19 protein-coding genes are annotated in these 21,381 nt (G+C 69.3%); 17 read left to right on the top strand and 2 right to left on the bottom strand.

From position 1 onward, the window contains the following. Window positions 1-2 precede the first annotated feature (2 nt). The 9 genes from ACQFZP_RS08760 to ACQFZP_RS08720 all read left to right on the top strand — a co-directional run bounded on the left by ACQFZP_RS08760 (window position 3) and on the right by ACQFZP_RS08720 (window position 10,106). The gene (locus ACQFZP_RS08760; RefSeq protein WP_211891067.1) at window positions 3-1,229 is read left to right on the top strand and encodes a lyase family protein; all 1,227 of its coding nucleotides are present in this window, start codon (window positions 3-5) and stop codon (window positions 1,227-1,229) included. Continuing rightward, complete coding sequence (gene pcaC, locus ACQFZP_RS08755) at window positions 1,226-2,473, top strand: 4-carboxymuconolactone decarboxylase (RefSeq protein ID WP_283245165.1); 1,248 nt, start codon at window positions 1,226-1,228, stop codon at window positions 2,471-2,473. The genes ACQFZP_RS08760 and pcaC overlap by 4 nt, the downstream gene beginning before the upstream one ends. Then, the gene (locus ACQFZP_RS08750) at window positions 2,466-3,284 is read left to right on the top strand and encodes a CoA transferase subunit A (RefSeq protein WP_211891066.1); all 819 of its coding nucleotides are present in this window, start codon (window positions 2,466-2,468) and stop codon (window positions 3,282-3,284) included. Before pcaC ends, ACQFZP_RS08750 begins: the two co-directional genes overlap by 8 nt. Beyond that, entirely contained in the window at window positions 3,284-3,940 is a 657-nt protein-coding gene (locus ACQFZP_RS08745; RefSeq protein ID WP_211891065.1) for a CoA transferase subunit B, read from the top strand. The genes ACQFZP_RS08750 and ACQFZP_RS08745 overlap by 1 nt, the downstream gene beginning before the upstream one ends. Then, window positions 3,937-5,151, top strand: coding sequence for an acetyl-CoA C-acetyltransferase (locus ACQFZP_RS08740; protein ID WP_307852796.1), 1,215 nt, complete (start codon window positions 3,937-3,939; stop codon window positions 5,149-5,151). The genes ACQFZP_RS08745 and ACQFZP_RS08740 overlap by 4 nt, the downstream gene beginning before the upstream one ends. Window positions 5,152-5,363: 212 nt before the next feature. Next, window positions 5,364-5,996: a TetR/AcrR family transcriptional regulator gene (locus ACQFZP_RS08735; protein WP_211891064.1), complete on the top strand. Its 633-nt coding sequence runs from the start codon at window positions 5,364-5,366 to the stop codon at window positions 5,994-5,996. A gap of 148 nt (window positions 5,997-6,144) precedes the next feature. Further along, the gene (locus ACQFZP_RS08730; RefSeq protein ID WP_211891063.1) at window positions 6,145-7,413 is read left to right on the top strand and encodes an ABC transporter substrate-binding protein; all 1,269 of its coding nucleotides are present in this window, start codon (window positions 6,145-6,147) and stop codon (window positions 7,411-7,413) included. Next, window positions 7,410-8,396: an alpha/beta hydrolase gene (locus ACQFZP_RS08725; protein WP_307852795.1), complete on the top strand. Its 987-nt coding sequence runs from the start codon at window positions 7,410-7,412 to the stop codon at window positions 8,394-8,396. Before ACQFZP_RS08730 ends, ACQFZP_RS08725 begins: the two co-directional genes overlap by 4 nt. A 102-nt stretch (window positions 8,397-8,498) precedes the next feature. Further along, window positions 8,499-10,106 carry a carboxylesterase/lipase family protein gene (locus tag ACQFZP_RS08720; RefSeq protein WP_211891062.1) on the top strand — a complete coding sequence of 536 codons (1,608 nt, stop codon included), beginning with the start codon at window positions 8,499-8,501 and terminating at the stop codon, window positions 10,104-10,106. Window positions 10,107-10,375: 269 nt separating this feature from the next. Here the strand turns inward: ACQFZP_RS08720 and ACQFZP_RS08715 are convergent, their stop codons facing one another. Then, window positions 10,376-12,322 (bottom strand): hypothetical protein, encoded by a 1,947-nt coding sequence (locus tag ACQFZP_RS08715; protein ID WP_211891061.1) that lies wholly within the window; start codon window positions 12,320-12,322, stop codon window positions 10,376-10,378. Window positions 12,323-12,599: 277 nt separating this feature from the next. On the opposite strand from ACQFZP_RS08715, the gene ACQFZP_RS08710 reads away from it, so the two are divergent. Together ACQFZP_RS08710 and ACQFZP_RS08705 are read left to right on the top strand one after the other, a co-directional pair. Continuing rightward, the gene (locus tag ACQFZP_RS08710) at window positions 12,600-13,373 is read left to right on the top strand and encodes an SDR family NAD(P)-dependent oxidoreductase (RefSeq protein WP_211891060.1); all 774 of its coding nucleotides are present in this window, start codon (window positions 12,600-12,602) and stop codon (window positions 13,371-13,373) included. A 4-nt stretch (window positions 13,374-13,377) separates the two neighbouring features. Beyond that, window positions 13,378-13,749, top strand: a complete 372-nt coding sequence (locus ACQFZP_RS08705; protein WP_211891059.1) for a hypothetical protein — start codon at window positions 13,378-13,380, stop codon at window positions 13,747-13,749. Here the strand turns inward: ACQFZP_RS08705 and ACQFZP_RS08700 are convergent. Next, window positions 13,746-14,276, bottom strand: a complete 531-nt coding sequence (locus ACQFZP_RS08700) for a prevent-host-death protein (RefSeq protein WP_427865272.1) — start codon at window positions 14,274-14,276, stop codon at window positions 13,746-13,748. The two genes, ACQFZP_RS08705 and ACQFZP_RS08700, sit on opposite strands and share 4 nt — an antisense overlap. Window positions 14,277-14,383: 107 nt before the next feature. Here ACQFZP_RS08700 and ACQFZP_RS08695 point away from each other — a divergent pair, with 107 nt between their 5' ends. The 6 genes from ACQFZP_RS08695 (at window position 14,384) to ACQFZP_RS08670 (ending at window position 20,920) form a co-directional block, all read left to right on the top strand. Further along, complete coding sequence (locus ACQFZP_RS08695; RefSeq protein WP_307852794.1) at window positions 14,384-15,385, top strand: fumarylacetoacetate hydrolase family protein; 1,002 nt, start codon at window positions 14,384-14,386, stop codon at window positions 15,383-15,385. Beyond that, window positions 15,382-16,422 (top strand): cyclase family protein, encoded by a 1,041-nt coding sequence (locus tag ACQFZP_RS08690; protein ID WP_211891057.1) that lies wholly within the window; start codon window positions 15,382-15,384, stop codon window positions 16,420-16,422. Before ACQFZP_RS08695 ends, ACQFZP_RS08690 begins: the two co-directional genes overlap by 4 nt. A gap of 64 nt (window positions 16,423-16,486) precedes the next feature. Further along, the gene (locus ACQFZP_RS08685; protein ID WP_211891056.1) at window positions 16,487-17,620 is read left to right on the top strand and encodes an FAD-dependent oxidoreductase; all 1,134 of its coding nucleotides are present in this window, start codon (window positions 16,487-16,489) and stop codon (window positions 17,618-17,620) included. Further along, entirely contained in the window at window positions 17,617-18,687 is a 1,071-nt protein-coding gene (locus tag ACQFZP_RS08680; protein ID WP_211891055.1) for an amidohydrolase family protein, read from the top strand. Before ACQFZP_RS08685 ends, ACQFZP_RS08680 begins: the two co-directional genes overlap by 4 nt. Window positions 18,688-18,701: 14 nt before the next feature. Beyond that, window positions 18,702-19,706 carry a fumarylacetoacetate hydrolase family protein gene (locus ACQFZP_RS08675; protein ID WP_211891054.1) on the top strand — a complete coding sequence of 335 codons (1,005 nt, stop codon included), beginning with the start codon at window positions 18,702-18,704 and terminating at the stop codon, window positions 19,704-19,706. Continuing rightward, entirely contained in the window at window positions 19,703-20,920 is a 1,218-nt protein-coding gene (locus ACQFZP_RS08670; RefSeq protein WP_211891053.1) for an acetyl-CoA C-acetyltransferase, read from the top strand. Before ACQFZP_RS08675 ends, ACQFZP_RS08670 begins: the two co-directional genes overlap by 4 nt. Window positions 20,921-21,381: the final 461 nt, after the last annotated feature.

Here is a 21,381-nt window from a genome sequence, read left to right as displayed (position 1 = left end):
GCGTGGTCGAGGCAGGCTCCCGCCAGGTAGGTGCCCCTGGACCAGGCACCGGCGGTGCTGCATCCGGCGAGCTCGGGAGCCTCGTGCGGGGCATGCTCGTCGTCGAGGCCGAGCTGCTGCGCGCATGGGCGTCCCTCGAGTCCCGCGACGCCAGTGCGGCCGCGACGGCCGTCGAAGTCGCCGACCTCGACGCCGCTGCGCTGCGCGATGGCATCGAAGCCGACGGCGTCATCGTGCCGGAGCTCGTGCGCCAGCTGCGCGCATCCCTCGCCTCGGCCGGCATCGAGGCCCCGCGCCTGCACGCCGGCGCGACGAGCCAGGACATCGTCGACTCCGCGAGCATGCTGCACGCGCGCGACGCGCTCACGGCCGTGCGCGCCGACCTGGTCGTCGCCGGCACCCGCCTCCAAGGCCTCGCCGACGCCGAACGCCGCTCGCCCCGCGTCGCCTACACCCTCGGCCGGCAGGCCGCCGCGAGCACGATCGGCGTGCAGTTCGCAGGCTGGCTCGACGGCGTCACCTCCGCCATCGCCGCCATCGACGGCCTCGCCTTCCCCGTGCAGTTCGGGGGAGCGGTCGGCACCGGCGAGGCGGCCGACCGCCTCGGGTCCGGTGCGCAGACCACCAGCATCCTGCGAGCGCACCTCGCCGCCGGCCTCGGCCTCGACGACCCCCGCCGCGCCTGGCACGCCGAGCGCACCCCCGTGCTCGCCGTCGCCAGCGCAGCCACGGCCGTGTGCACAGCGCTCGGCCGCATCGGCCGCGACCTCGTCACCGCCTCCGGCGAGCGCGTCGGCGAGCTCTCGCTCGGCGGCGGCGGCACGTCGTCCGCGATGCCCCACAAGCAGAACCCCGTCGCCCCCATCGTCGTCGTCTCGAACGCGCTGCAGGCACCTGGCCTCCTGGCGACGGTCGCGTCCGCTGCGGTCTCGCAAGACGAGCGACCGGCCGGCGAATGGCATGCCGAGTGGGATGCGCTGCGCCGCCTCCTCGAGCTCGCCAGCGTCTCCGCCAGGCGGCTTGCCGCGTCGCTCGACCGCGTCACGGTCGAGCGGGAGACGGCACGCCACCACCTCGCCGACTCCGCCGTCGCGGGCGCCGACCAGGTCACGCTGCAGGCCGCCAACCGGGTCGTGAATGCCGCCATCAGCCGGTTCCTGTACCGGGAGTCGGCCAACGGCCACGACGGTGACACCGACGACGACACGAACAGCGAGGAGACGGCATGACGATCCCACGCCTCAGGGGTGCCTTCGCCCCCGGCACCCAGCCCGCGTCGCAGAACGAGCTGCTGGTCCTGCTCCCATCGCTCGGCACGACCATGGCGCTCTGGGACGGCACCGTCGCGGCCCTCCGCGCCTCGACGCCGGGCAGCACGCTGCGCATCCTGCGCCTCGACCTCCCCGGCCACGGCTCCAGCCCGGCCACGGCGGAGCCGTTCACGATCGCCGAGCTGGCGGATGCGGTGCTCGACGTCGTCGAGGAAGCCGGGGGCGGTGCGTTCCACCTCGCCGGGCTCTCGCTGGGCGGGGCCGTCGCTCTCGAGCTGGCCCTCGCGCATCCCGACCGCGTGAAGAGCCTCGCGCTCTTCTGCACCGACTCGAAAATCGGCACCACCGAGGGCTGGGAGCAGCGCGCCGCCGCGGTGCGCGCATCCGGAACCGCGTCGCTCGTCACGGGCAGCGCCGAGCGCTGGTTCGCGCCCGGCTTCCTCGAGCAGAACCCCCTCTCGGCCGCCGCGCGGTCACTCTCGACGCTCATCGACATCGACGACGAGTCGTACGCGCGCTGCAACGAGGCGCTCGCCGCCTTCGACCGCACCGCTTCGCTCGGCTCCCTGCGCGCCCCGACCCTCGTCGTGAGCGGCGAACACGACGCCGTCACGACGCCCGAGGCGATGCAGGCGCTCACCGAGCGCATCCCGAACGGCTACCACTCGACCATCGCGGGCACCGCCCACCTCGCGGCGCTCGAAGACCCGGACGCCGCCGCCAGCCTCCTCACGACGCACCTGCGCGCATCCGCCTCGCAGGGCCAGTCGACGCAGGCCGCCGCGCATGAGCAGGGGATGCGCGTGCGCCGCGAGGTGCTCGGCGACGCGCACGTCGACCGGGCCGTCGCCGGCACAACCGCAGAGACGGCGCCGTTCCAGGACTTCATCACCCGCTACGCGTGGGGCGAGATCTGGGCGCGCGACGAGCTGTCCCGCCGCGAGCGGTCCATCGCGACGCTCGCGAGCCTCGTCACCGGGTCGCACGAGGCCGAGATCCGGATGCACGTGCGCGCCGCCCTCACCAACGGCCTGTCGCGCGCCGAGATCGCCGAAGTGATCCTGCACACGGCCCTCTACGCCGGGCTGCCTCCCGCCAACGGCGCCCTCGGCATCGCCAAGGAGGTCTTCGCGGGCCTCGACGCCGCGGGTACCGCAGACACTCAAGCATCCAGCCCCAACGAAGGAGCAGAACGTGGATAAGACCTACGCCTCGGCGGCTGAGGCCGTCGCCGACATCCCGGCGGGATCGTCGCTCGCGGTCGGAGGCTTCGGCCTCTCCGGTGTGCCGATCACCCTCATCCGGGCCATCCAGGCGCTCGGCGTCGACGGCCTCGAGGTCGTCTCCAACAACTGCGGGGTCGACGGCTGGGGCCTAGGTGAGCTGCTCTCCGAGGGGCGCATCCGCCGCGTCATCGCCAGCTACATCGGCGAGAATAAGGAGTTCGCGCGCCAGTACCTGTCCGGCGAGATCGAGGTCGAGCTCACCCCGCAGGGCACGCTCGCCGAGCGGCTGCGCGCGGGCGGCGTCGGCGTCCCCGCCTTCTACACGGCGACCGGCGCCGGCACCATGGTCTCGGAAGGCGGGATGCCCATCCGCTACAACACCGACGGCACCGTCGGCCTCGTCAGCGAACCCAAGGAGCAGCGCCCCTTCGACGTCTTCGGAGCCGCCAAGGAATACGTGCTCGAGACCGCCATCAGCACCGACTTCGGCCTCGTGCGCGCCGCCGTCGGCGACCGCCACGGCAACCTGATCTTCGAGAAGTCGACCCGCAACTTCAACCCCCTCGCGGGCATGGCCGGACGCATCACGATCGCCGAGGTCGACCGACTCGTCGAGCCGGGCGAGCTCGACCCGGATGAGATCCACCTGCCCGGCATCTACGTCGACCGCGTCATCGTGCTGAGCGCGGAGCAGGCGGGCGAGCTGCCCATCGAGAAGACCACCGTCCGGCCGCGCGAAGCCGCTGGCGCACCCACTTCATCCACCGACTCGAGGGGACACGCCTGATGCCGCTGACCAGGAACGAGATGGCCGCACGCGCCGCCAAGGAGCTCAAGGACGGCTCGTACGTGAACCTCGGCATCGGGCTGCCGACGCTCATCCCGAACTACATCGACGACGGCATCGAGGTGGTGCTGCACTCGGAGAACGGCATCCTCGGCGTCGGCCCGTACCCGTGGGAGGGTGAGGCCGATCCGAAGCTCATCAACGCGGGCAAGGAGACCGTCACGGTGCTGCCTGGCGCGTCGTTCTTCGACTCGGCGGCGAGCTTCGGCATGATCCGCGGCGGCCGCGTCACCAACGCCGTCCTCGGCGCCATGCAGGTCTCCGCCGCGGGCGACATCGCCAACTGGGCCGTGCCGGGCAAGATGGTCAAGGGCATGGGCGGGGCGATGGACCTCGTCAACGGCGCCGAGCACGTGCTCGTCGTCATGGAGCACGTCGCGAAGGACGGCTCGCCGAAGATCGTCGAGCAGTGCACCCTGCCCCTCACGGGCAAGGGCTGCATCGACCGCATCATCACCGACCTGGCCGTCCTCGACGTGACGGACTCGGGGCTCGTGCTCATCGAGCTCGCACCCGGTGTGACGGTCGACGAGGTTCGGGATGCGACCGGAGCCGCGTTCACGGTCGCCGACTCGCTGCAGGAGGTCTCGGCGTGACCGAGCTGCGCGAGGTCGTCATCTGCTCGCCCCTGCGCACGCCGGTCGGGCGCCTCGGCGGCTCGCTCGCGCCGCTGTCTGCTCGTGCCCTCGGCGTCGCCGTGCTCAAAGCGCTCGTCTCGCGCAGCGGCCTCGACGTGAATGCGGTCGACTCGGTCATCGCCGCGCAGGGCTACCCCTCCATGGAGTCGCCGGCCTTCGGGCGCGTGGCGGCACTGGATGCTGGCTTCCCCATCACCACAACCGGGTATCAGCTCGACCGCCGCTGCGGCTCGGGCCTGCAGGCCGTCATGAACGCGGCCATGGAGGTGCAGACGGGCGTCGCCGACTTGGTCGTCGCGCTCGGCGCCGAGTCGATGTCGAACGCGCCTCTTTATACGGAGCAGGGTCGCCGCGGCACCCCGCCCGCCGGCCTCATGCTCCACGACGCGCTCGCCCGCGGACGAGAGACGGTGGGCGGCGTCAACTACCCGAGCCCCGACGGCAACGTTGGCAGCGCCGAGCTGCTGCGCGCCGAGTACGACATCTCTCGCGAGGCGCAGGACCGCTTCGCCCTGCAGTCGCACGAGCGCGCCGTCGCGGCGCAGGAGTCCGGTGCGTTCGACGCCGAGCTGATTCCCGTGACGGTGCCCGGACGCAAGGGCGACGTCGTCGTCGACCGGGACGAGCATCCGCGCGCCGACTCCTCGATCGAGGCCCTCGCCCGCCTGCGGCCGATCCTCGGGAAGAAGGACCCCGCGTCCACCGTCACCGCCGGCAACTCGAGCGGGCAGAACGACGCGGCCGCCGCGTGCATCGTGACGACGCCTGCGCGGGCCGCTGAGCTGGGGCTGACCCCTTCGGTCCGGTTGGTCTCGTGGGCGGTGGCCGGCAACGACCCGCGGCTGTTCGGCGTCGCGCCGGTGCCGGCGACCTCGCTTGCACTGTCGCGTGCAGGCATCGGACTGGGCGATCTCGATGTGATCGAGCTCAACGAGGCGTTCGCCGTGCAGGTGCTCGCGTGCCTCGCCGACTGGGGCATCCATGCCGAAGACCCTCGCCTCAACCCGCGCGGCTCCGGCATCTCCATCGGGCACCCCATCGGCGCCACCGGCATCCGGATGCTCGCGACCCTCGCCAACGAGCTGCCCGCCCTCGACGCCAGCCTCGCCCTCGAGACCATGTGCATCGGCGGAGGCCAAGCCCTCGCCGCCGTCTTCGAGCGCGTGTAGCCGCGGCGCGAGTTTCGGGATGGGTTTCTCGCTTCCGGATGGCTTGCAGCCCATCCCGAAGCGAGAAACCCATCCCGAGACGAGGGGGAGCGCTTGCCTGCACCTCGATTCCCGCCCCGCTGCCTGCTCTTAGGGCTCGCGTGCCGCCGTGTGGAATCATTGGCGGCCATACCTGCATCGCGTTCGGCGGCAGGTGACGCTCTGGGGGTTCCATGGATGGCATCGCGCAGCCGAGGCAGCAGCGGAGTCGCGAGTCCTTCGCCCGTGTGAGGGCCGCCACCCTCTCCCTCATGGCCGAGCATGGTGCGGCCGGGGTCACCATTGCCGATGTGAGTGAGCGGGCCGGGGTCTCGGTCGGCACCATCTACGGCAGGGTGGGCAATCGCGCGAACCTGTTGCGCACCGTGCAGGAGGAGGAGCTCGCTCGCATCCAGGCCTCGATGGTGGCCGTGCTCGCGGCGCTTGAGGCGGATGGTGCGGCCACGGTCGAATCGATAGTGGACGCCTACGTGCAGGGAATGGCATCGAGCGCCCCGACCCTCCGGTCGCTGGTGCAGCTCGCGGCGGCCCAGCAGGAGTTGGATGCGGCCGGTCCTGCCGCCTGGCGCGAGATGCGTGAAGTCATCATGGGATCACTCGAGCGAGCTTCGGACGTCGTGGTCGCGCCCTCCTCTGACTCGTGGCGCTCATGGGTGTACGAGGTCCTGGATGCTGCAACGTTTCAATACCTTGAGTCCTCGACCCCCCAGAGCGCAGCTGGTCAGCGGCGTCTCGTCGAGAACCTGATCCGCACTGCCCGTCTGCTCCTCGAGGCGGGGGAAGGTCCGGTCGGCGCCTCGGAGTAGTGGGCGCCCGAACAACGAGAACAAAATCCGAATTCTCATTCGGATTAGTGCTACATTGGCGTTGCCCAGGACGCGTTCGCCTGGACGGACACCGCCGTCCGTCAGCTCCAGACGCGTTCGCCACGACACCGACGTCAAGGACTGGACCATGCCCCCCACGCTCACTCCCGCCCGAACCCGAGTCACGACAGGTCTCACCGCCGTCGCCGTGGTCGTCGCGCTCGCGGGCTGCAGCGACAGCACCGCCTCCACGCCGAGCGCAGGTTCGCTCGACTTCTCTTTCTCCTACCCATCCACTGAGAACAGCCCGTATGCGGCGCTCGCCGAGCGGTACATGGAAGCGAATCCTGGTGTCACGGTGACGCTGAACCCGATCCCCTCGGAGAACTACGACAGTGTCCTCCGGACCCAGCTCCAAGGCGGCAACGCCTCGGACGTGATCATGGCGACGCCGGGATCCGGCACGACGCTCTCCGTGATCTCCTTGGCGCAAGCGAACCTGCTCGCGCCACTTGCCGAAACCAACGCGGCGCTGGTGGATGAGGGCAGCAAGCCGCTGTTCTTCGTCGACGGCGAGCAGTTCGGTCACCCCACCGACATCAGCATCACGGGGACGGTCTTCAACGAGACGCCTGGCGTCACGTACCCGGAATCGAGCGAAGAGCTGCTCGAGACCTGCGCGGCGCTCGACGGTGGAACGTCTCTCTTTGCGCTCGCAGGCTCCGTTCCGATCAACGGCGGCATCGCCGCGGTCACCATCGCGGCCACCAACGTGTACGCCGAGAATCCCGATTGGGATGCGCAGCGAGCAGCTGGAGAGGTGAGTTTCGCCGGTACTGAAGGGTGGAGGGCCACCCTCCAGCTCATCATCGACATGAAAGATGCCGGATGCTTCCAGGCCGGTGCAGAGGGCAGCGGATTCGACGCGATCGTGAACGGCATCGGTCAAGGGACGTCCCTGGGCGCGTTCATCCCTGGCGGCGCGGCGGTCGAGCTCGGACGGAGCTCGCCTGAAGCCGAGCTCGTCGTCGAGTCGTTCCCCGCTCCGAAGGGCGCGAAGCCCTTCATCTTTGCGAGTTCCGACTACGCCGTCTCGATCAGTGAGGCGTCCGAGCGCAAGGAAGCCGCACAGGCGTTCCTCGACTGGTTCGCCGAGCCGGAGAACGCTGAAGGCTATGCGGATGCGGCAGGCACGATCCCCATCACGGGCATCGATGGCATCGACCTCACGAACTCTACCTATGCCCCGGTCGCTCAGCTCATCGCGGATGGCCAGTACACGCAGTTCCCGGTCAACATCTGGAGCAACCCTTCGGTCTTCGACAAGCTCGGCTCCGGAGTGCAGGCCCTGTTGACGGGCCAGCAGTCGGTCGACGGGCTGCTGGGTGAGCTCGACGCGGCTTGGGACTCGAAGTGACGGCCGACAGCCCCGTCGGGCTCGAGACGCCAGGGGATGCTGCGCCCGATGCCGCTATGCCCGAGAACGCCGCGTCCGAGATCACCTCGGCGGAGTTCCGCCGGCTTCCGGTGGCCGACATGATCGAGTGGATCGGTCGCAACGGTGAGCCCACAGATCCGAGAGATGACATCGACGCTGACTCGCTCGTTCGTCGATTCCCCCACCTTGGTGCCGTTGCGACGATAGACGTGACCCTCGACGGGCCGAACGGTCCGTTGCCTGGCAGGATCTACGTCGATGAGACCGCGCAAGCAGCTGGTGTCGGATTCGTCTGGGCCCACGGCGGCGCCTTCCTGGGTGGCCACCTCGACATACCCGAAGCCAATTGGACTTCTCTGGAACTCGCATCCCGGGGCGTCCCGGTGCTGTCCATCGACTACACGAAATGTGTGCGTGGAGTGCACTACCCGGTCCCGTCCGACGACGTGCTGGCCTGGTGGGAGGAGGCTCGGTCTCATTCGCTCGAATGGCTGGGTGTCCCCGGCGACCGGCTCGTACTCGGTGGGGCAAGCGCCGGAGCAACGCTGACCGCGGGGGCCGTGCAGCGGCTCATCGACGCGGAACGTCCCGTGCCAGCCGGGCTGATCCTCGTATATCCCGCTCTGCATCCCGATCCCACCGACCCGACCGCGGTGGCACCGAAGGCTGCGCACCTCGACGGCCTCACGATGAATTTCGCAGGATCCCTCGCGGCTTTGACCGACCCGCAGGTGTTCCCCGGGTGGGGCAACGGGCGCGGGTTTCCGAGGACGTTTGTCGTCGCGTGCGAGCGCGACGCGTTCGTGCCGTCAGCCGAGGCCTTCGTCCGGACCTTGGAGCGCGCGGGCGTCGCCGCGCAGTACCGCCTCGAACTCGACTCGCACCACGGACACATCGACGAGCCGTCCGATGCCGGCGCGCACCGCACCCTTGCCGCGATGCGCGAGTGGCTCGGCGCCTAGCTGCCCAGCCCGCTTTTCTTCCCGCTTTCCCTTTCCATCCACCCATCGAGAACCCGGCGACCGCACGAAGCGGCGCCGACACCTCACGACATTGGAGTCGTCATGACACATCACTCATCGGCGCGCCCGAAAGCGCGCCGCAACCCCCGGAAGGGCTACCCCGGCGTTCGTCGGGCGAGAGGCCTCGCGGGGCTCGCATTCGCCTCCGCGGCGGTGCTGACCCTTGCCGGATGCTCCCCGCAAGCGGGCGATTCGACTTCACCAGGCGGTGCGACTGCCGCGGTCGCGCAGGGATCGATCGAGGGTGTTGCTGCTGAAGGGGTGGATGCGTTCCTCGGTCTCCCCTACGCGGCGCCTCCGGTCGATGATCTCCGGTTCAAGGCGCCCGAGCCCCCCGAGGCGTGGGAGGGGACGAAGAAAGCCGACGCGTTCGGCCCGGCCTGTCTGCAGGGAGGCGAGGTGGTCGGCGTCGAGAAGAGCGAGGACTGCCTGTATCTCAACGTCTACCGACCCTCTGGCGTTGACGCCGACGCAGAGCTGCCGGTGATGATGTGGATCCACGGTGGGGGGTTCGGCGGTGGCAGCGGCGCGCTCTTCGACCCCTCGGAGTTCGTCGAGCGCACGAACACCGTGGTCGTCAACATCAATTATCGTCTGGGCGCGCTCGGTTACCTCGCGTCCGAATCGATGGGCGCTGACGCCGGTTCGTTCGGTCTGCTCGACCAGGTCGCAGCGCTGGATTGGGTGAATGAGAACATCGCCGCGTTCGGCGGTGACCCCGCACGGGTGACGGCTGCGGGACAGTCCGCGGGGGCGATGTCGATCTGCGGCCTGCTGACGTCGCCAGAGACTACCGGGATGCTCAGCGGTGCGATCCTGCAGAGCGGGTCGTGTGCATTCAGAGCCTTCACTCCCTTCGAGGCTGCGGTTGAGGCGGGCAACACTACGGCGGCCGAGATCGGCTGCCCCGCCGGCGCCGCGCAGCTGGAATGCCTGCAGGGGCTCGACGCCGAGGTGCTCATGGAGACGCCTGGCCGATTCTCGCCCACGTTCGGAAGCGACGTGCTCCCGGCGATGCCGATGGACGCGATAGAGGCCGGAGACTGGGACGCGATCCCTGTGCTGGCTGGTTCCAACCGTTGGGAAGGGAAGCAGGGGATCTTCTTCAGCGTGGGCCCGGATGCAGGTTCGATGACGGCTGAGGAGTACGAGGCGCGCGTTCGCGAGACGTACGCCGAGAAGGCCGACGACGTTCTCCAGCGGTACCCGGCTGGGGACTACGATCAGCCGGCGCTCGCCCTCGCGGCGATCGACACCGACAGCACCTTCGGGTGCAGCACGTTCACGTTCGCGGAGGGTGCCGCAGACCAGGCGACGATCTACGCGTACGAGTTCGAAGACCCGACGTCGCCGACAAACGCAGGGATGGCGTTGGACGGCATCGACATGTCGAGCGCCCACTCGGCGGAGCTGGCCTACCTCTTCGACTACGCGGAAGTGGAGCGTCCCCTGACCGCCGAGGAGAAGGAGCTCGGCTATCGGATGATGGACTACTGGGCTGAATTCCTGACCTCCGGGACGCTGGGGTCGCCGTGGGTGGCGTTCACGGCGGAGGCTCCGACCTTCATCAAGCTGACCCCGGAAGGCGAGACGCCCTTCGAGGACTTCGCGACCGAGCACCAGTGCGAGTTCTGGGCGAGCATGAGCTGACGCATCCGCGCACTCACTGCTTCGCCCCGGTCACTGCGACCTGTCGGACGGATGCTCCTGCAGCGTCTCGAACGGCAGATCGGCCGGGGCGAAGCTGTGTTCGCCACGGCGGCGGTGGGGTCGTGCCGTGCTCGAGCCGTAGGGTGCGAGTCCACGCGCCGTCGAGTCCGGCGATCGGCGACATCTCGCGCGGTCCGACGAACAGAGATCGGGGTGTCACTGGGGGTAGCAGCCAGCCAGTGACACCCCGATCAGCGTCCGTGCGTGAGTTAGCTCGCCCGACGACGCGACAGCAAGACGGCGCCGGCGCCCAGCACGAGCAGCAGCGCGACTATGACGAGCGGTGCGGTGAGTTCGCTCCCCGTCGTCGCCAGCGAGTCAGGCTTCCCGGCCTCCGTGCCAGTCGGTTGCGGGGCGGGCGGAGTCGGTGCCGCGGTTGCGGTGCTGGTTGTCGTCGGCTGCTGGGTAGCGGTCGCCGTCGCGGGAGGCGTAGTCGCTGGCGGTGTCGTCTCTGGCGGTGCCGTCGGAACGGGGTCGCCGATCACGATCGAACCGTCAGCGGCCCGGCTGAAGTCCTGCAGGAAGTCCCAAGCTGCCTCCGTCGTCACGCTCAGTGGTTCATGGGTCGCGTCGTGGTTGATGGCGAGAGCCACCATCTCCTGGCCGTCTGCATCCGCGTAGTAGTTGACGTCAGTCTGGACCTCGAAGTACGGGCTCGTGTAGCGCGCGGTGCGGTCAGGTGCGATGCCCCAGACTGGGTCGGCCTCAGCATCAAACGTGTAGGAGTCGGTGATGCCGTTCTTCGCGAACGTTGATGCGAGCGTCTCGTCGACCGTGCTGGCAGTGCCGTTCTTGGACGGCAGCTCATCGAATGGCCCGAGGGGTGCGCCAGCGTAGAACGTCGGCAGGCGCAGATCGTTGGTTGATGCGGGCGGTGCGAAGACCCCGTTCGTCGGCGCGATACCGGCGAACAGCTCTGTCTGCAGTGCACCCAGCGACCAGCTCTGGCGACCGCCCATGGAGAACCCGGAAGCGTAGATGCGCGTGCTGTCCGCCTGTGGGATCGTCTCCAGGATGCTGTCCAGGGCCGCGCGCATCCGCTCGTCGCCCATGCCGACCGCGGCGTGATCCTGCACCGAGACGGTGATGAAGCCTTCCTCGGCGCCGATTCGGGGCCATTCGGTGATCGAGGCCTGGGCCTCCGCGTGGTTGCCGTTGCCGTGGAAGAGGAAGACGACCGGAGTTGAGTCCACGGTGGCCGTAGCGACGGAGTCAGGCGTGTACGTGAAGTACTCGACCCGAGCATCCTGCACCTCGATCACGTCGCGGGTCATCTCGATGCCCAGCGCCGCATAGTCCGTCAGTGGAACGAGGCTTGAGGTGTGCGGGGCAACCCAGCTGTCGCGGCGCATGAACGTGCTCAGTACCTCGCTATAACCCTCGCTCACCGAGGCTGCGTCAAAGCCGTCGACAACCGGAGAGGTCGCGGCGACCGCGGTGCCGAAGCTCGTGTTGATGCCGGTGATGGCCTCGTGCATCGCCGCAGTTCCGTTGACGAGGTAGCCGGGGACCTCGGCCTCAGTCGAACCGGTAACGACGGACGCTGTTGCGTTGCTTGTGTAGATGGCGCTCGGGAAGTACGTGGCAGGCCATGCTGAGACGTACGGGTGGACGTCCTCGACTCCGTCGTAGAGGTGCTCGTGGGCGAAGTCGGCTCCGGTTCCATCGGCGAAGACGTAGGTGCGGAAGCGAGACCCCGGGAAGAGTCCGGTGTCGCTGGTGCCCGCGGTGGTTCCCGTTGTGTAGTCGAGGTTGGTCGAGTCGGAGAATTGGCGCTTCGAGACGACGAGGCTACGTTCGTCGACGTCCGTCCACGTGGATCCGTTGGCTGGGTTGACGAACAGGATCGGGCTTCGCTCGTCGGCCGCGATCTGCGCGAAGCCGCCGTCTTCGGCGGTCTGGAGAGCAGAGTCGGCGGTGTACGGCGCGTCCCCGTACACGACGATGAGCGGGGACGCGGTGGCGCGCTCGCCGTACTCGGCCACGTCGGGAACGTAGGCGAAGGCCGTGGTCTCGTAGCCTTCTTCACTGAGCGTGACGGGGACTATCTGGCCGCTCGGTGCTTCGTCGGCGCCTGCTGGGGGAGTTGCGATGACCAGTGTCGTGAGCAATGCCGCTGCGGAGCCAGCCGCTGCGAGATGTCGAATTCTTGCCATGTACCTGCTACTTCCTTGTAGAGGAGCTTGGTCGGTTTCAGCCCGACCAGGGCCACTTTGGCTTAAAAGCAACATATCCATGTCGGTTATCGACGACAAGAGGCCCAGGCCGAGGCGCGCCGTGCAGGACGAGGCTGAGCGGCCGATTGGTGCACGCCGCGGAGGGCCTTCCATCGAGTCCACCGATGAGGCAGATCACTGATCTCATGTGTGCGGACGCCGCCGTCCCTGCTTGGGTTGAAGTTGATGCGCAGAGCCGCGCGTCGAGAGGAGCCACGTGTCAGAAACCACCAGCGCCAGCACCGCGTCCGCCCCTGTAGTCGTTACGGGTGCCGCGTCCGGCATCGGGGCAGCGGTTGTCGGGCGGCTCCTCGCCGACCGCATCCCGGTCATCGCGGCCGACCTCTCTTGGCCAGCGGATGCACCCGAGCTACCGAGCGTCCACCGGGTCATTCTCGACGTGCGCGACCCGGAGGGTTGGGCTGCTGTCGCCGAGCTCGCCGCTGCCTCGACCGCAGCCGCCGGCGCGCTCGCGGGGCTCGTGAATGCGGCCGGCGTCACGAGGCGGGCTCGAATCGCGAACGTCACCGCCGAGGACTTCGAGCTGGCCTTCGCCGTCAACGCGACGGGCCCGGCACTCGGAATCAAGGCGCTCGCCCCGCTCATGGCGGGCGGCGCATCCATCGTCAACGTGGGCTCCGCGGCAGCGCTCACGGCACACTATGCCGTGGCGTACGCGGCGAGCAAGTGGGCGCTGCGCGGCATCACCAAGACCGCCGCGATGGAGCTCGGGCCGCGGGGGATTCGCGTGAACATCGTGCATCCCGGATACATCGAGACGCCCATGACGGCGAGCGCCTCGGCCGCGTTCCGCGACATTAACGTCGAGCTGACACCGCTCGGCCGGACGGGATCGCCGGCCGAAGTTGCCGAGGTCGTCGCGAGCCTGCTCTCACCGGCGACCTCATTCGTGACGGGCGCCGAGCTCGCCGTGGACGGCGGCCTCACCTCGCACGGCGGCGGGCTGCCGATCGCGAGGGCGATCAGCTGACTTCATGCCCACGCACCCCTTGGCGCACCTACTTCGTCTCGTGGGGGTGATGTGTGTGAACTTGTTCCAGGCAGACGACGTCACCGTCGACGTAGAACCAGATGCGGGCATCGCCGCGCAGTGTCGGCTTGTGTTGCCAGCGTGCGTAGACGTGACCGTCACGCCGAACGGTGCCGAGTTCGTCGCGAAGCCTGTAGTTGTTCGGGGTGGCCTCCTGGGGCGTCGTGGTAAGGAAGTCCCGGCATCGGCGAGCGGGTTTCGGATCGTGGCGGCCAGATCCATCCAGCCTTTCCTGGCCGAGTTCGTCGCGAATCGGATGCGGTACTCGCCTTTCTTCGTCGGGCGGGGGACTGGTGTGTCTTTCGTCACCTTCTAGGGGCGTTCCACGGTGATGTCGGCTTCGAGCCAGTCGGCTTGAACTGGGGTCAGTCCCGCCGCGAGCGCCGATGCCGTTTCCTTCCACGCCGTGAACTCGGCAATCGCAAGATGAGCCTGGCCGGTAGAGAAGGATGCACGCGACGCGTCGAGCAGGTCGTGCGCGCACTTGCGTTGGCTATCTGGGCTGAGGGCCAGCATCCATGGAAACATCTGCGACATTCGGTGCTCGAGCGAGCCGCGGTCGTCGGTCGCTACGGCGATGAGCTGCGCCGCGATCTCCAAGAGCTGATCGCGGGCCTGAGACTCGCTCTTCGACATCAGCACAAGATCTTCACCGTCGCGTCGGGTGACGTCGACGGGGTGGTCTTCAGCTGCCGCAAAGACCTTCGGTGCGTTGCGGCTGAGGTCGGACGAGTTGAACGTCCTGCTTGTGGGTGTCGCGGAGTGCATGACAAAAGCGTACTTCAGAAGTAATTCTGAAGTGGCGCGATCGGGAAATCTGTTGAGAAGCGTCCACCGCTCCATCACCAACCCTGATGCCCGGGATAACGCATCCCGGCTTGGCTGATGGCGCCGCACGCGGTTGACTTATGTCACGAACGCACCGAAGCGTCGTGAATTGGAGACCACCCGTGACATCGTCGTCCGAAGGCCTGACCGCCGACTTCGCTCTTGCCCGCTTCAGCGTGGGGGAGGGGAAGCCGCAGCTCGGCCTCGTCGCGGCCGGCCGCATCCGCCCGCTCAGCAGCGAAGAGCTCGGCGCAGACTCCCTCAACGACTTCCTCGCCGGGGCGCCCGCCTCGTGGGACCGCGTCGCCGAGCTCGCGCAGACCAGCGCCAGCGCCAGCGACGACAGCGCCTGGCTGGCCCTCGACGACGTCACGCTGGAAGCCCCCGTCGAGCCCCGCCAGGTGCTGCAGACGGGCGCCAACTACCGCACGCACGTCATCGACCTCGTCGCCGCGGGCCGGGCCAAGAACGATCCGCGCCCCATCGAGGAGCTGCGCGAGTGGGCGGCCGAGATGATGGATGCGCGCGCCAGGGACGGCGAGCCGTACTTCTTCATCGGCCTGCCGACGGCCGTCGCAGGCGTCGACGCCGAGCTCGAGCTGCCCGGTTACAGCGACCAGCACGACTGGGAGCTGGAGCTCGCGGTGGTCATCGGGAAGCGCGCCCACCGCGTCTCCCGCGAAGACGCCCTCGACCACGTCGCCGGCTACACGATCGTCAACGACATCTCGACGCGCGACCTCATCTTCCGCAAGGACATGAAGGAGATCGGCACCGACTGGTACCGCGGCAAGAACGCGCCAGGCTTCCTCCCCACCGGCCCGTTCCTCGTGCCGGCGCAGTTCGTGACCGACCCGCACTCACTCACGCTCAAGCTCACGCTCAACGGCGACACGATGCAGGACGCCGTCACCGACGACCTCCTCTTCGACATCCCGGCCCTCATTTCGGCCGCGTCCGAGAACATGCCGCTCCTCCCCGGCGACCTGCTGCTCACGGGCAGCCCAGCCGGCAACGGCATCGTGCACGGCCGCCTCCTCCGTGACGGCGACGTCATGGTGAGCGTCATCGAGGGCCTCGGCACGCAGACGACCAAGGTGCGCGCGGAAGCGGTGCCCTCGTGACCTCCGTCACCGAGACGACCGTTGCCGGGGGCGCCCCCACGGTCACGGGAACCCCCACCGACAACCCGGCCGAGCTCGACCGCACCGACCCCACCACGGAAGTCGCGCGCGCCGCGCAGACCTACCGCAACTGGGGTCGCTGGGGCGACGACGACCGCATCGGCACGCTCAACTTCATCGACGACGCCAAGCGCGCAGCCGCCGCAAAGCTCGTGCGCACGGGCCGCAGCTTCTCGCTCTCGCAGCCCTTCGACATGAACGGCCCCCAGATGGGGTGGCGTCGCCGCACGAACCCCGTGCACACGATGCTCGACACGGGCACGGATGCGCAGCTCGCGAACCAGGGGTTCCCGCACGGTCTCGGCGGGGCTGACGACGTCATCGCCATGCCGCTGCAGTGCTCCACGCAGTGGGACGGTCTCGGCCACATCTTCGACCACGGCTACGCGTGGAACGGTCGCCGTTCCGGTGAGGTCGTGACGAGTGACGGCGACCTCGTCACCGGCATCGAGCACACCGCGGCCGAGATCGTGAGCCGCGGCGTGCTGCTGGATCTCGGCAGGCACCTCCGCGAAGACGGGGAGCTCGAGGACGGCTACGCGATCACGACCGCCGACCTCGAGTCGTGCATCCGCGCGCAGGGCGCGACCGCCGCCGTCGGCCGTGGCGACATCGTGCTCGTACGCACCGGCCGCTACGCCCGCGCCCAGCGCGACGGGTGGAACGGCTACGCGGGCGGCCCAAGCGCCGGGCTCTCCTTCACGACGGCCGGCTGGCTGCACCGCAGCGAGATCGCCGCGATCGCCACCGACACGTGGGGCTTCGAAGTGCGCCCCAACGAGTTCGACGACGCCTTCCAACCGCTCCACCAGGTTGTCATCCCCAACATGGGCCTGACCATCGGCGAGATGTGGGACCTCGAGGCGCTCGCCGCGGCGAGCGCCGAGGACGGGGTCTACGACTTCCTCCTCGTCGCCCCGCCGCTGCCCATCACCGGCGCCGTCGGGTCTCCCGTCAACCCCATCGCCATCCGCTGAGCAGCCCCCGCCGCACGGCACGCACATCTTCATCGTCAACGCAGACGCAGAAAGCAGGACCATCATGAGTGCAGTTTCCAAGGTCGCCATCGTCGGAGGCGGAGTCGCGGGCATGGTCTCGGCGATCATCCTGGCCGACGGCGGCGTCGAGGTCGACGTCTACGAGGCGAAGTCCGAGGTCACGGCTCTCGGCTCCGGCATCACCCTGCAGGGCAACGCGCTGCGCGTCTTCGACCAGGTCGGCATCTGGGAGCGCATCCAGGAGCAGTCGTACTCGTTCGACGAGGTCAGCATGCGCGCCCCCGACCCGGCGGGCACGGCCATCGCGAGCCTCACCGAGACCCGCACGGGCGGCCCCGAGTACCCGGCGACGGCCGGCATGTACCGTCCCGACCTTGCAAAGATCCTGGCCGAGCGCGCCCTCGAAGTCGGCGCTCGCATCCACTACGGCACGACCGTCACGGGCCTCGAGCAGGACGCCGATGGTGTGACCCTGACGACGGATGCCGGCGACACGTCGCGCGTCGATCTCGTCATCGGCGCAGACGGCCTCAACTCGCCGACCCGATCGCTCATCGGCATCGAGACCAAGCCCGAGCGCACGGGCATGGGCATCTGGCGCGCCTTCGTGGAGCGCCCCGCCGAGGTCACCCACACCGACCTCTACTACGGCGGCCGCTGCTTCATCGCCGGCTACTGCCCGACGGGCGAGAACAGCATCTACGCCTACCTCGTCGAGAAGGCGCAGGACCGCACCGGCCTCACGCCAGCCGAGAGCGTCGAGATCATGCGCGACCTCGCCGGCAGCTACGGCGGGCCGTGGCAGGAGATCCGCGACTCGCTCACCGAGTCGGCCCGCGTGCACTACACGCTCTTCACCTCCCACGTCGTTCCGGATGCATGGAACCGCGGCCGGGTCGTCATCATCGGCGACGCCGCCCACAGCTGCCCTCCGACCATCGCGCAGGGCGCGGCTCAGGCCGCCGAGGACGGGCTCGTGCTCGCCACGATGCTCCTCGAGAGCGACCAGCTCGACCAGCAGTTCTGGGACGACTTCCATGCCCGCCGCATCCCCCGCGCATCGCACGTCGTCGAGGCGTCCACGACCCTCGGCCAGTGGCAGCTCGAGGGCAAGCGCGACGGCAACGTGCCCGCCCTCATGGGCGGCGTCGCGCAGCTCGTGGCGGTGCCGGCATGAGCGGGGCGAACGACGTGACTGCTGACGGCCGTGCCTCTGGCGCCGCCGGCCAGGTCGTCGACGTCCACGCGCACCTCCTCCTCCCCGCCCTCCAAGGCGCGGTGCAGGGCCGCGACCCCGAGGGCTTCGCCGCCGCCGGCGAGCTCGAGGCCAAGCGCAACGGGCCTAAGAGCCTCGCCGCATCCGGTGCCATGATCAAGTCGCGCTTCCCGAAGCTCATCTCCCTCGAAGAGCGCCTCGCGGTGATGGATGCGCAGGGCGTGGATGTGCAGCTCGTCTCGCCCTCGCCCAGCCACTACTACCCGTGGGCGGGCGAGGAGCTCGCCGTCTGGGCGGCGAAGGAGGCCAACGCGGCCATTGCCGAACACGTGGCCGGTGCGCCCGAACGGCTGCGCGGGCTCGGGCTCGTGCCGCTGCAGCATCCGCACCGTCTCGTCGAGCTGCTCGACGACGCCGTGCTGACCAACGGCCTGGCCGGGGTCGAGCTGTCGTCGTTCGCGGGTGACGTGGAGCTCAGCGACGAGCGCCTCGACGACTTCTGGCGCCGTGCCGAGGAACTCGAGGCGATCGTGTTCCTGCACCCGTTCGGCTGCAGCCTCGACGAGCGCCTCGACCGCTTCTACCTCTCCAACACGGTCGGCCAGCCCGCCGAGAACGCGGCCGCGATCTCCCACCTCATCTTCGGTGGCGTGCTCGACCGCTTCCCGGACCTCGTGCTCATCGCGGCGCACGGCGGCGGCTACCTGCCGACGTTCATCGGCCGCTCCGACCACGCCTGGGAGGTGCGGCCCGAGGCGCGCACCTGCCTGCGCGCGCCGTCCACGTACCTGCGGCAGCTGAGCTTCGACTCGCTCGTGCACACGCCCGACGCGCTGCGGAACCTCGTCGCCGCCGTCGGCGCCGACCGGGTGCTCCTCGGCTCCGACTACCCCTTCGACATGGGCGTCGAGAACCCCGTCGAGCGTGTCCACGACGCGGAACTCGGCGCCGAGGACGAGGCGCAGATCCTGTTCGGCAACGCCGCGCGGCTACCCCGCGTCTGGAACACCGTGGAGGCGGCACGGTGAGATACGCCAGGTGGATGCACGACGGCCGAACGCACGACGGGGTCGTCGTCGCGCACGAGGGCGGCGACCGGTTGCTCGCGTTCGCCGACGGGTTGACCGTGCTCGGCGCGACGAGGCTCGGCCTCGACCGCGCCAACGCGATCGCGGCCTCGCTCATCGAGGATGCCTGGGCGGACGGTTCCCTCGGTCTCGCCCCGTCGCTCGCCGACGTCGAGCTGCTCGCCCCCATCGAGGCGCCGAGCGTGCGCGACTTCGTCGCGTTCGAGGAGCACGTCGAGGGCGTCGTGAAGTCGATCGACGGCGACTCGGGGGTCGTCGCCGAGTGGTACGACGCGCCCACCTTCTACTTCACCAACCCGCACTCGCTTGTGGGCAGCGGGGCGAGCATCCGCCCGCCCGTGACCGAGCGGCTCGACTTCGAGCTCGAGGTCGCCGTGATCGTCGGCGCACTGGACGGCAGCGACGGGTCGAACCTCGACGAGGCGGCCGCGGCCGACCACATCTTCGGCTACAGCGTCTTCAACGACTGGTCGGCGCGAGACATCCAGTCGCGCGAGATGAAGGTGCGCCTCGGGCCCTGCAAGGGCAAGGACTTTGCCGCGACGCTCGGGCCGTGGATCGTCACGGCCGACGAGCTCGCCGACGCGCACGACGCCGACGGCTTCCTCGAGCTCGAGCTGCAGGTGCTCGTCAACGGCGAGCTCATCGGCAGCGACCTGCTCTCCAACATGGGCTGGTCGTTCCCGCAGCTCCTGGTCTACGCGTCCCGGAACTCGCGGGTTGCGCCGGGCGACGTCCTCGGCTCAGGCACGGCCGGCAACGGCGGCTGCCTCGCAGAGCTATGGGGACGCGCGGGCTCGCTCACGCCGCCACCACTCGCGGAAGGCGACGTCGTCGAGCTGCGCGTCGAACGCATCGGCGACATCAGCAACGTCATCGGTGTGGCCGTCGACGCCGTGCCGGTCCCGCGTGCCCGAGCGGCGTCGCGGGCACGAACGAGAGGACGCGTGAGCGCATGAGCGGCACAGACTTCGGCGCGAGCCCAGCTCCGGCCGCGAACGACGTCGTCATCGTCGCCGCCGCCCGGACCCCGCAGGGCAAGCTCAACGGGCAGCTCTCGACGCTGACCGCCCCGCAGCTCGGCGCCGCCGCGATCAGCGGCGCGCTCGCACAGGGCAGCATCGACGCGTCGCTCGTCGACGCCGTCCTCGTCGGGCACGTGCTCTCCGCCGGGGTCGGGCAGAACGCCGGACGCCAGGCGGCGCTCGCCGCGGGCATCCCAGCGTCCGCGCACGTCGCCTCCATCAACAAGGTCTGCCTTTCGGGGCTGACCGCCGTCATCGACGCCGCCCGGCTACTGAAGACCGGCGACGCGCAGCTCGTCGTCGCGGCCGGCATGGAGTCGATGAGCCAGGCGCCGCACCTCCTCGCAGGATCCCGCAAGGGCTGGGCGTACGGATCGGTCGAGGCGCTCGATCATATGGCGCACGACGGGCTGACGGATGCGGCATCCGGGCAGAGCATGGGCCTCCTCACCGAGCAGCACAACACGAGCCTCGGCATCACGCGCGAGGCGCAGGACGCGGTCGCCGCGCGCTCCCACCAGCGCGCCGCCGCGGCCGTGGAGGCTGGGCTGTTCGACGCCGAGATCGTGGCCATCGACGTGCCCGCCCGTCGGGGCGACCCGGTTCGGGTGACCCGCGACGAGGGCATCCGCCCCTCCACGACCGCCGAATCGCTTGCCGGGTTGCGCGCCGCCTTCACCGCGGACGGGACGATCACAGCAGGCAACGCCTCGCCCATCTCCGACGGCGCCTCCGCGGTTGTGCTTACGACCCGCGCCTTCGCCGATCAGCACGGCTACGAGGTGCTAGCGGTCGTCGGCGCAGCTGGCCAGGTCGCCGGACCAGACGCATCGCTGCAGTCGCAGCCATCACGAGCGATCGCGCGGGCCTGCGAGAAGCAGGGCATCGCGGCTTCGTCGCTCGATCACATCGAGATCAACGAGGCCTTCGCCGCCGTCGTCGTGCAGTCGCGGGCCGAGCTCGGCGTCGCCGACGAAGTCGTGAACCCGCACGGCGGCGCGATCGCGCTCGGCCACCCGATCGGAGCATCCGGTGCCCGAGTCGTCGTCCACGCCGTGCACGAACTCGCCCGCCGAGGCGGCGGAACGGCCGCGGTCGCCCTCTGCGGCGGAGGCGGCCAGGGCGACGCCCTCATCCTCACCCGCTGACCCCCTGATCGCTGATCGCTGATTGCTGAGTCGCTGACCGCTGACCCGCTGACCGCTGAGTTGCTGAGTCGCTGACCGCTGCGTTGCTGCCTCGATGACGGTTGCTTGGATGACGGCTGACCCCACCGGTTGCCCTTGACCCGACCCCCACTTCTTCCGTCTCGAGATGGCTTTCTCGCTTCGTGCTGGCGAACTTTCCGCAACGAGGTGAGGAACCCATCCCGAGGTTGGGGCGGGTGAGTGCGCCGGGTGGCGTCGCCGCCGAGCGAGTTTCGGGATGGCTTTGGCGCTTCGGGGTGGCTTGCAAGCCATCTGTGTGCGCGGCACCCATCCCGAGACGGTGGGATGGTGTGCGGCGGGGTGGGCCGGTGGCGCTGCGCGACGAGTCTCGGGGTGGAAGTCTCACTTCGTTCGGTGAAGTTTTCCGCAACGAAGTGAGAATCCCATCCCGAAGTAGCCGC

Source organism: Pseudoclavibacter sp. Marseille-Q434, from assembly GCF_050315415.1.
In the GTDB taxonomy this organism is placed as follows: domain Bacteria; phylum Actinomycetota; class Actinomycetes; order Actinomycetales; family Microbacteriaceae; genus Pseudoclavibacter.
Note: the sequence above shows the minus strand (reverse complement) of the source record. Positions and strands in the feature narration are given on the sequence as shown.

Bases quoted from the DNA above. Each gene is read 5' to 3' on its own strand.
- pcaC (WP_283245165.1), top strand. From the start codon at position 1,226: ATGACGATCCCACGCCTCAGGGGTGCCTTCGCCCCCGGCACCCAGCCC.
- ACQFZP_RS08720 (WP_211891062.1), top strand. From the start codon at position 8,499: ATGACACATCACTCATCGGCGCGCCCGAAAGCGCGCCGCAACCCCCGG.
- ACQFZP_RS08700 (WP_427865272.1), bottom strand. From the start codon at position 14,276: ATGGAGCGGTGGACGCTTCTCAACAGATTTCCCGATCGCGCCACTTCA.
- ACQFZP_RS08730 (WP_211891063.1), top strand. From the start codon at position 6,145: ATGCCCCCCACGCTCACTCCCGCCCGAACCCGAGTCACGACAGGTCTC.
- ACQFZP_RS08735 (WP_211891064.1), top strand. From the start codon at position 5,364: ATGGATGGCATCGCGCAGCCGAGGCAGCAGCGGAGTCGCGAGTCCTTC.
- ACQFZP_RS08705 (WP_211891059.1), top strand. From the start codon at position 13,378: ATGCCCACGCACCCCTTGGCGCACCTACTTCGTCTCGTGGGGGTGATG.
- ACQFZP_RS08715 (WP_211891061.1), bottom strand. From the start codon at position 12,322: ATGGCAAGAATTCGACATCTCGCAGCGGCTGGCTCCGCAGCGGCATTG.
- ACQFZP_RS08675 (WP_211891054.1), top strand. From the start codon at position 18,702: ATGCACGACGGCCGAACGCACGACGGGGTCGTCGTCGCGCACGAGGGC.
- ACQFZP_RS08685 (WP_211891056.1), top strand. From the start codon at position 16,487: ATGAGTGCAGTTTCCAAGGTCGCCATCGTCGGAGGCGGAGTCGCGGGC.
- ACQFZP_RS08745 (WP_211891065.1), top strand. From the start codon at position 3,284: ATGCCGCTGACCAGGAACGAGATGGCCGCACGCGCCGCCAAGGAGCTC.
- ACQFZP_RS08670 (WP_211891053.1), top strand. From the start codon at position 19,703: ATGAGCGGCACAGACTTCGGCGCGAGCCCAGCTCCGGCCGCGAACGAC.
- ACQFZP_RS08680 (WP_211891055.1), top strand. From the start codon at position 17,617: ATGAGCGGGGCGAACGACGTGACTGCTGACGGCCGTGCCTCTGGCGCC.